The organism is Propionicimonas sp. (assembly GCF_047606205.1).
In the GTDB taxonomy this organism is placed as follows: Bacteria; Actinomycetota; Actinomycetes; order Propionibacteriales; family Propionibacteriaceae; genus Propionicimonas.
The window spans coordinates 1-6364 of sequence record NZ_JASGES010000168.1 but is presented as its reverse complement, the minus strand read 5'-3'; the positions used below and the strand labels follow the sequence as shown (position 1 = coordinate 6364).

At 73.6% G+C, this 6364-nt stretch carries 5 protein-coding genes; all 5 read right to left on the bottom strand.

The window, feature by feature from the left end; all coding sequences use genetic code 11:
* On the bottom strand, positions 1–643 hold a 643-nt coding region (locus QM633_RS10550), incomplete at its 3' end, for a double zinc ribbon domain-containing protein (RefSeq protein ID WP_415153714.1).
* Positions 640–2940: a tetratricopeptide repeat protein gene (locus QM633_RS10545; protein ID WP_415153713.1), complete on the bottom strand. Its 2301-nt coding sequence runs from the start codon at positions 2938–2940 to the stop codon at positions 640–642. The genes QM633_RS10545 and QM633_RS10550, both read right to left, overlap by 4 nt.
* The gene (locus QM633_RS10540) at positions 2937–4058 is read right to left on the bottom strand and encodes a hypothetical protein (protein ID WP_415153712.1); all 1122 of its coding nucleotides are present in this window, start codon (positions 4056–4058) and stop codon (positions 2937–2939) included. Before QM633_RS10540 ends, QM633_RS10545 begins: the two co-directional genes overlap by 4 nt.
* Before the next feature lie 61 nt (positions 4059–4119).
* Positions 4120–5343 (bottom strand): hypothetical protein, encoded by a 1224-nt coding sequence (locus tag QM633_RS10535; protein ID WP_415153711.1) that lies wholly within the window; start codon positions 5341–5343, stop codon positions 4120–4122.
* A partial coding sequence (locus QM633_RS10530) for an AAA family ATPase (protein ID WP_415153710.1) occupies positions 5340–6364 on the bottom strand: 1025 nt, incomplete at its 5' end. The genes QM633_RS10535 and QM633_RS10530, both read right to left, overlap by 4 nt.

Below are 6364 nucleotides of genomic sequence, written 5' to 3'. Positions count from 1 at the left end.
CGGCCGCGACGGCCGCGACGAGCGCGGCGGCCATGCCCGCGGCGTCCCCGGCCGCCAGGTCGGCGGTACGGGCGACGAGCTCGTCGCGTGCGGTCCGGGCCGCCTCCATCGCCGCCACGTCGGAGTCGACCGAGGTGGAGACGCCGTCGCAGACCACCAGCACGGCGCGGTCGCCGGCCGCCCACAGCGCCATGGCGTCCTCGTTGCGGTGGTGCTGGACGCCGCGGTCGCACACCCCGGCCACCCAGCCGGCGGGCGCCTCGCTGAAGTGGTCACGGGGGCTGGGCGCCTTCGCCCCGCAGGTCTGGCAGTACCCGTCCGCACCCACGGTCCCGCCACACGAGGGGCAGGTGGTGAGCTGGCTCGCCCGGACGCCGAGCCGGCGGGTCTGGCTCGACGGCGCGTCCGCCGCGTGCGTGGGCGGGGCGGGGGCAAGGGTCGGGATCAGTGGGTTGCCGCAGGCCTCGCAGTACCAGGCGGCGGGGTCGATCGGGCGCCCGCACCGGGGACAGGTGGGTGATCCGGCGGCCGCTCCGGACCCTTGCTGCTGCGCGGGCTGCCCGGGCACCGGCGGGGAGGCAGGGGAGGGCGTCGTGGGCGGCTCAGGCGGAGGAGGCAGGGTGGGCCAGGTCGGTTCGGTCACAGGAGGCTCCAGGGACGCAGGGAGTTGGCCAGGTCGACGTAGCCGGCGCGGATCCCGGGGTCCTCGGTGAGCCGGGCCAGCTCCCGGTACCCCGTGACGAGGTCGTCGCGGACCATCGCCGTGGTCGTGGGCCGACCGCCGAGCGTGATGCCGCCGGCGCCGGCCAGGTCAAAGGCCTTGCGGAGCAGCAGGACGCGGTACTCGGCCTCGACCCTCGGCTCCAGCCGGGCCTGGCCGAGCGCCCGGAACGCGTCGTCGAGGCGCGGCGCGTCGTCGGCCAGGGCGACGAGGTCGCGCACCTTCAGCCGCTGCGACTCCGGGTAGCCGCGGGACGTGCTGGGAACGAGTTCGAGAGCCGCCAGCGAGCCGGGCAGGTCGTTACGGGCGGCGCGGACCCGGGCGAGCCCGAACGCGGCAGGGGTCACGTAGGCCGCGTCGGTGCTGGCGCACACCCGGTACAGGTTCTCTGCGATGTCCAGCTCACCGCCGAGCTCGCAGGCCAGCGCGAGGGCGAGCTTGGGGGCGAGTTCTCCGGGTACCTGGCCGTACACGGCATTGAACGAGCTCTGCGCCGTGGTGAAGTCGTGCGCCTGCAGGGCGGCGATCCCGGCCAGCCAGACCGCGCGCCACTCCCACGGGTCGGCGGCGAGCAGCCGCCGGACGCAGTCGTCGACCAGGCGCGAGTTCTGTGCGTCCAGCGCAGCCTCGCCGCGGGCCAGCAGCACGTCCGCCGACAGCGCGGGCGGCGACTCGAGGGCGGCCAGGCGCTCGATCGGGTCCTCCGTGCTGATCCGCGCGAGCCAGGCCGCCTGCGGGTCGGTCGGGTCGGGACGCAACCGCGGGAGCTGCCGCTGACCGGTGCGCTCGCTGGCCACCGTGGGTGCCTCGAACAGGACGGAGGCGGCCGAGATCGTGCCGACACCGGGCGTCCCTGCGGCGACGACCTCGCGGAGCACACCCAGCATCTGCAGCCGCAACTCCTCGGTGGAGGTGAAGCGGTCGTTCGGATCGGGAGCACAGCACTTGAGCAGGAGGCGGTAGAGCGAGTCGTGCGCGGCGAAGGCGGGCAGTTCCTCCGCCGGCGGGATCCTGGTCTCGTACTCGGTCTGGTAGCCGGGCACCTCCGCGCTGAGCACCATCAGCGTGCGCCCGACCGTGAAGATGTCGGACGCGATGGACGGGCCGAGCGTGGCGACCTCGGGCGCCTGGAAACCCACGGTGCCGTAGATCGCCGAGTCCTCGTCCCCGATGTGGCGGACGCCGCCGAGGTCGATCAGCTTCAGCGCGTCGCCGACCTGGATCACGTTGTCGGGCTTGAAGTCGCAGTAGAGCAGCCCGATCGAGTGCAGGTAGCCGAGGGCGGGCAGGATCTCGATCAGGAAAGCGAGCGACATCTCGGCCGGCAGCGGATCCGCCTCGCCGTTGTTGGCCGTCATCCGCTGCTTGAGCAGCTGCTTCAGTGACCGGCCCCCGACGTACTCCATCACGATGTAGCCGGCGTCGTCGTGGGTGACGAAGTTGTAGATCTCCACGATCTGGGGATGCTCGACCCGGGCCAGGAACCGCTGCTCGCCGATGGCGGCGGCGACGGCGTCCGCGTCGCCCGCGTTGAGCAGGCCCTTCAGCACCACCCAACGGCCGGACACGTTGCGGTCCTTCGCGAGATAGATCCAGCCCATGCCGCCGTGGGCGAGGGCGCCGACGACCTCGTACTGGCCGGCGACGACGTCGCCGGGCCTCAGCTTCACCGTGAACGAGTACGGCGCGCCGCACGCCGGGCAGAAACCCTCGGAACGGGATGCGACGTTCTCGGCACCCTGGCCCACCATGGCGGCGCAGCGTGGGCAGACCCGTGCGTCCAGCGGCACCTCGGGATTGGCGAGGACAGCCTTGGCGGGGTCGATCGCCGGCGCCGGCGGCACTCGGGTCAGGCCGGCGCCGATCCGTCCGGTGGTGAGTCGTTCGCTGCTGGTCTGCCGCTGCGGCCGCCCGCCGAAGGAGGTCGCCCGTGCCGAGCCGAGCGCCGTGGAGCCGAGGTGGATCGAGGTGCGGGTGAGCGTCGAGGCCTGGCTGGGCGACGCCGAGGGGGCCGCGACGACATCAGGGGAGCCGCAGACGTCGCAGTAGCCGTCGACGATGTGTCCGGGACATCCCGGCTGCCGGCACGGCCCGCTGGCGCGGGTGGACGGGCGGTTGCCCGGCGCGGCCTGCCCGACCGCCATCACGCCGGGCATGCCGCAGACGTCGCAGTAGCCGTCGACGATGGTGCCGGTACAGCCCGGCTGGCGGCACTTCATCGCTTGCCCAGGTAGTCGAGCCGCGCGGAGTAGGCGCCGAGCAGCTGCTGGCTGACCGGCAGGACGACCGGCGAGGTGGTGAGGCTGTCGGCGGCCAGGCGGGCGATGGCGACCAGGCCGGGGTCGTCGGCGGCACCGAGGGCCGCCGCTTTGGCCCGGAGCGCATCGAGCAGTGCGGCGGCGGCGTCGCGGTCACCGCTGGCACGGGACAGGGCGGCCTGGGCCTCGCCCAACTGGGCGTCCAGCCGGCTGAGCCCGTCGACGTAGCCGACCAGCGCCGTGCGCGTGTTGGGCAGCGGACCCAGGCCGGCGACGCTGGGTACGACGACCTGGGGTGCGGGCCACACGGCCGCCGCGACCTGCGCGGCGAGGGCCCGGACGGCCTGTTCCCTGGCGGAGGCCTGCGCGAGCTGCTCCCTGGCGCGGACGAGGAGGTCGCGGCCCTCCCGCCGCTGGGCGGAGCCGACGATGAGGTCGCGCTCGAACCTGGCGGCCTCCACCTCCAGCCCGCCGAGCAGTCCTCCGATGTCGCCCCCGCGACCGCGCTTGTCGACCAGTTCGTCGGTGCGGGCGGCCAGGCCCGCGAGGCGGGCCGCGCCCGTGGGGGCGAGCGCCGGCGGTTCCAGCTTCAGCTGGTCGCGGATCCGTTCGAGCTGTGCCCGCAGGTCGCGCAGCCGGACCTGCTGCTGCTCGGCGTCGGGATCGGTGTCGAGACGTGTGCGCAGCTGGGCGACGAGGGCGTCGCAGAGCCGGCCGGCCTCCGGCAGCGAGACGGACATCGACTGCAGCTGGGCGACCTCGCTGCCCGCGGTGTCCAGGCGCCCCCAGATCAGGGCGGAGACTCGCTCGAGCTCCTCGCGCCCGACCCGTCCGGAGTCCCACGCGGCGAGCAGCAGGTTCTGCCGGGTTCGAGCGGCCTGCCAGAGGGCCAGTGCGAGGGTGAGGTCCGCGGTGAGTTCCTGCTGGCGGCCGGTGGCCACGATCTGCTCGTCGAGGGCGTCGAGTTCGGCGCGCCGCTCACGCAGCCAGGTGTCGAGGCGGCCGAGGTAGTCGAGAACCTCGCCGGGGTGGGCGGCGACGCCGAGGCGGCCGGGAGCGGTCGGGGAAAGGGTGCTCATGGCCGACCCCCGCGGGCTCGTTCGGGGGATCGCTGCGGAGCAGAAGAACTCTGTGGGGTGATCACTGGTACTCCCGGAGTCGGCGGGCGATGCCGCCGACGCCGGCGACGGCTCCGGCGACGGCGAGGAGGATCGTGACCACCAGATGGAACACGAGTTCGGAGCGGGCCGCGCGGGGCTCGTCGGCCGCGGTCGCGACGGCCGTGTCGGAGGTCGCCTCCGCCTTGTCCCGGAACGCGTCCGCCACCGCGCGGAACGCCTTGGCGTCATCGGACAGCAGAGTGGACGCGGCGGTCTTCGGGTCGCCCTTCGAGACGGCGTCGGTGATGGCCGCCTGCTGGGTGTCGAACCGCGACAGCGAACCCAGGTCCTCCGCCCTGCCCGCGGTGGACGCCGCCTTGTACGCGGCGGCGTAGGCGGCCTCGGCGTCGGAGTCCCAGGTCTGGTCCAGGACGGCCGTCGTGACCACCCGTTGGGCCGTGTCGAGCTGGCGTACCGCGGTGGCGGCGTTCACCACGTGGGTGAACTCGGTGTCCCTGCTGGCCACCGATGCCTGCGCGGCTGTGTTCTGGGCGGCCACCCCGGTGACCAGCAGGAGCAGCAGCGCCGCGGCGGCCCCGGCCAGGCCGGGGTTCACCGCGCGATGACTCAGCCGGGCGAGCAACCAGCTCGCCCACCCGACGACACCCAGCATCACCACGATCACGATGACCGCCCCGGGGGAGGTCTGGCTCCACGGCCGCGCGGATGCCTCGGTGGCGAGCTCCGCCTGGAGGTCGTCGATGGCGCTCAGCACCTCCTCCAGCTGGCTGGTCGCGGCGGTGAGGGCGCTGCGGGCCGTGGTGCCGGACGCACCGGCTGCGACGGTGAGCGACGTGGAGTACTGCAGCACCTCCTGCCCCAGCGCGGTCAACGCCGCGGCGTCCTGGGGCCGGTCGGTGGCTGCCTGCACGACCAGGCCGTTCGCCCTGGCGACCTGGGTGGCCGCCGCCGTCGCGTTGGTGCCGGACGCGGACTCGCCGAGCAGCACGCTGCGGGTGGCGAGATCGTTGGCCGTGCTGAGGGCGTGCTGCACCTGGCCCAGCCGGGCGTACTGCTGGGCGAGGTTCGGCACCGACGCGAGGTCGTCGCGCAGGTCGGCGATCACCCAGGCTCCGACCGCGCCGGCGATCAGGACGGCGAGCGCGATCACGGCCTGCAGCCGGCGAAGCAGCTGTGGCGACCGGCTGGGCGCGGGGACGGGGAACTCCGTGGCGGGTGCGCCCGCGCCGGCGAGCTGGGTCATGACGGCACCGCGCGTGGGGCGGGGTCGTCAGGCGACCCTGAGGCGGACGGATCGCTCCTGGGCGTGGCCGGGAACTCGACGGGCGGGATCGGGGCAGCGGTCGCGGGCGGGGTGAGCGGGGCGCCGGCCTCCGCCGCGGTGGGGGCACTGTCGTCGAGGAGGTCCTCGGGGAGCAGAGTCCGGAGTTGCTCGAGCGTCGGCTCGGTGGTCTCACGCAGGCGCCACGCGTGGCGTCCGATCGCCGCTTCCAGGAGGTTGCGGGCGAACCGGCCGTTGCCGAAGGTCTCGTCGCGCCGCTGTCGGGAGAGCTGGCTGGTGAACTCATCGATGACGCCCTCACCGAGGTCGTAGTCGGAGGTGCTGGCCATCTGGGTGAAGATTCGGCGCAACTCCTCGTCGGTGTAGTCGTCGAAGGTGATCGTGGTGCGGAACCGGCTGGCGAGGCCCGGGTTGTTCGAGATGAACTCGTCCATCGGTGCGGGATAGCCGGCCACGATCACGACCAGGTCGTCGCGGTGGTCCTCCATCTCCTTGACGAGGGTGTTGATGGCCTCCTCGCCGTACTGGTCGCCGTTGAGGGAGTAGGCCTCGTCGATGAACAGGACGCCGCCGTACGCCTTCGCCGCGACCTCCGCGGTCTTGATCGCGGTCTGGCCCAGGTAGCCGGCGACGAGTTCGGAGCGGTCGACCTCGACGAGCTGGCCCGTGCTGAGGAGTCCGATGGCCTTGTAGATTCCGGCGACCAGCCGGGCGACCGTCGTCTTGCCCGTGCCCGGGTTGCCGACGAAGACGAGGTGCCGGGTGATGGTCGGGCTCATCAGTCCGGCCTTGGTGCGCAGGGCGTCGACCCGCAGGATCGCGGTCTGGCGGCGGATCTCGGCCTTCACCGTGGCCAGGCCGACCAGCGCGTCGAGTTCGGCCAGCCACTCCTCGACGGTCTTCTCCGGCTCGGCGGCCTCGAGCGCGGGCGCCGCGGCCTCAGCGGTCGCGGGCTGGGCGGGGGCGACGGCGGCCGGGTCCT

Bases quoted from the DNA above. Each gene is read 5' to 3' on its own strand.
- QM633_RS10540 (WP_415153712.1), bottom strand. From the start codon at position 4,058: ATGAGCACCCTTTCCCCGACCGCTCCCGGCCGCCTCGGCGTCGCCGCC.
- QM633_RS10535 (WP_415153711.1), bottom strand. From the start codon at position 5,343: ATGACCCAGCTCGCCGGCGCGGGCGCACCCGCCACGGAGTTCCCCGTC.
- QM633_RS10545 (WP_415153713.1), bottom strand. From the start codon at position 2,940: ATGAAGTGCCGCCAGCCGGGCTGTACCGGCACCATCGTCGACGGCTAC.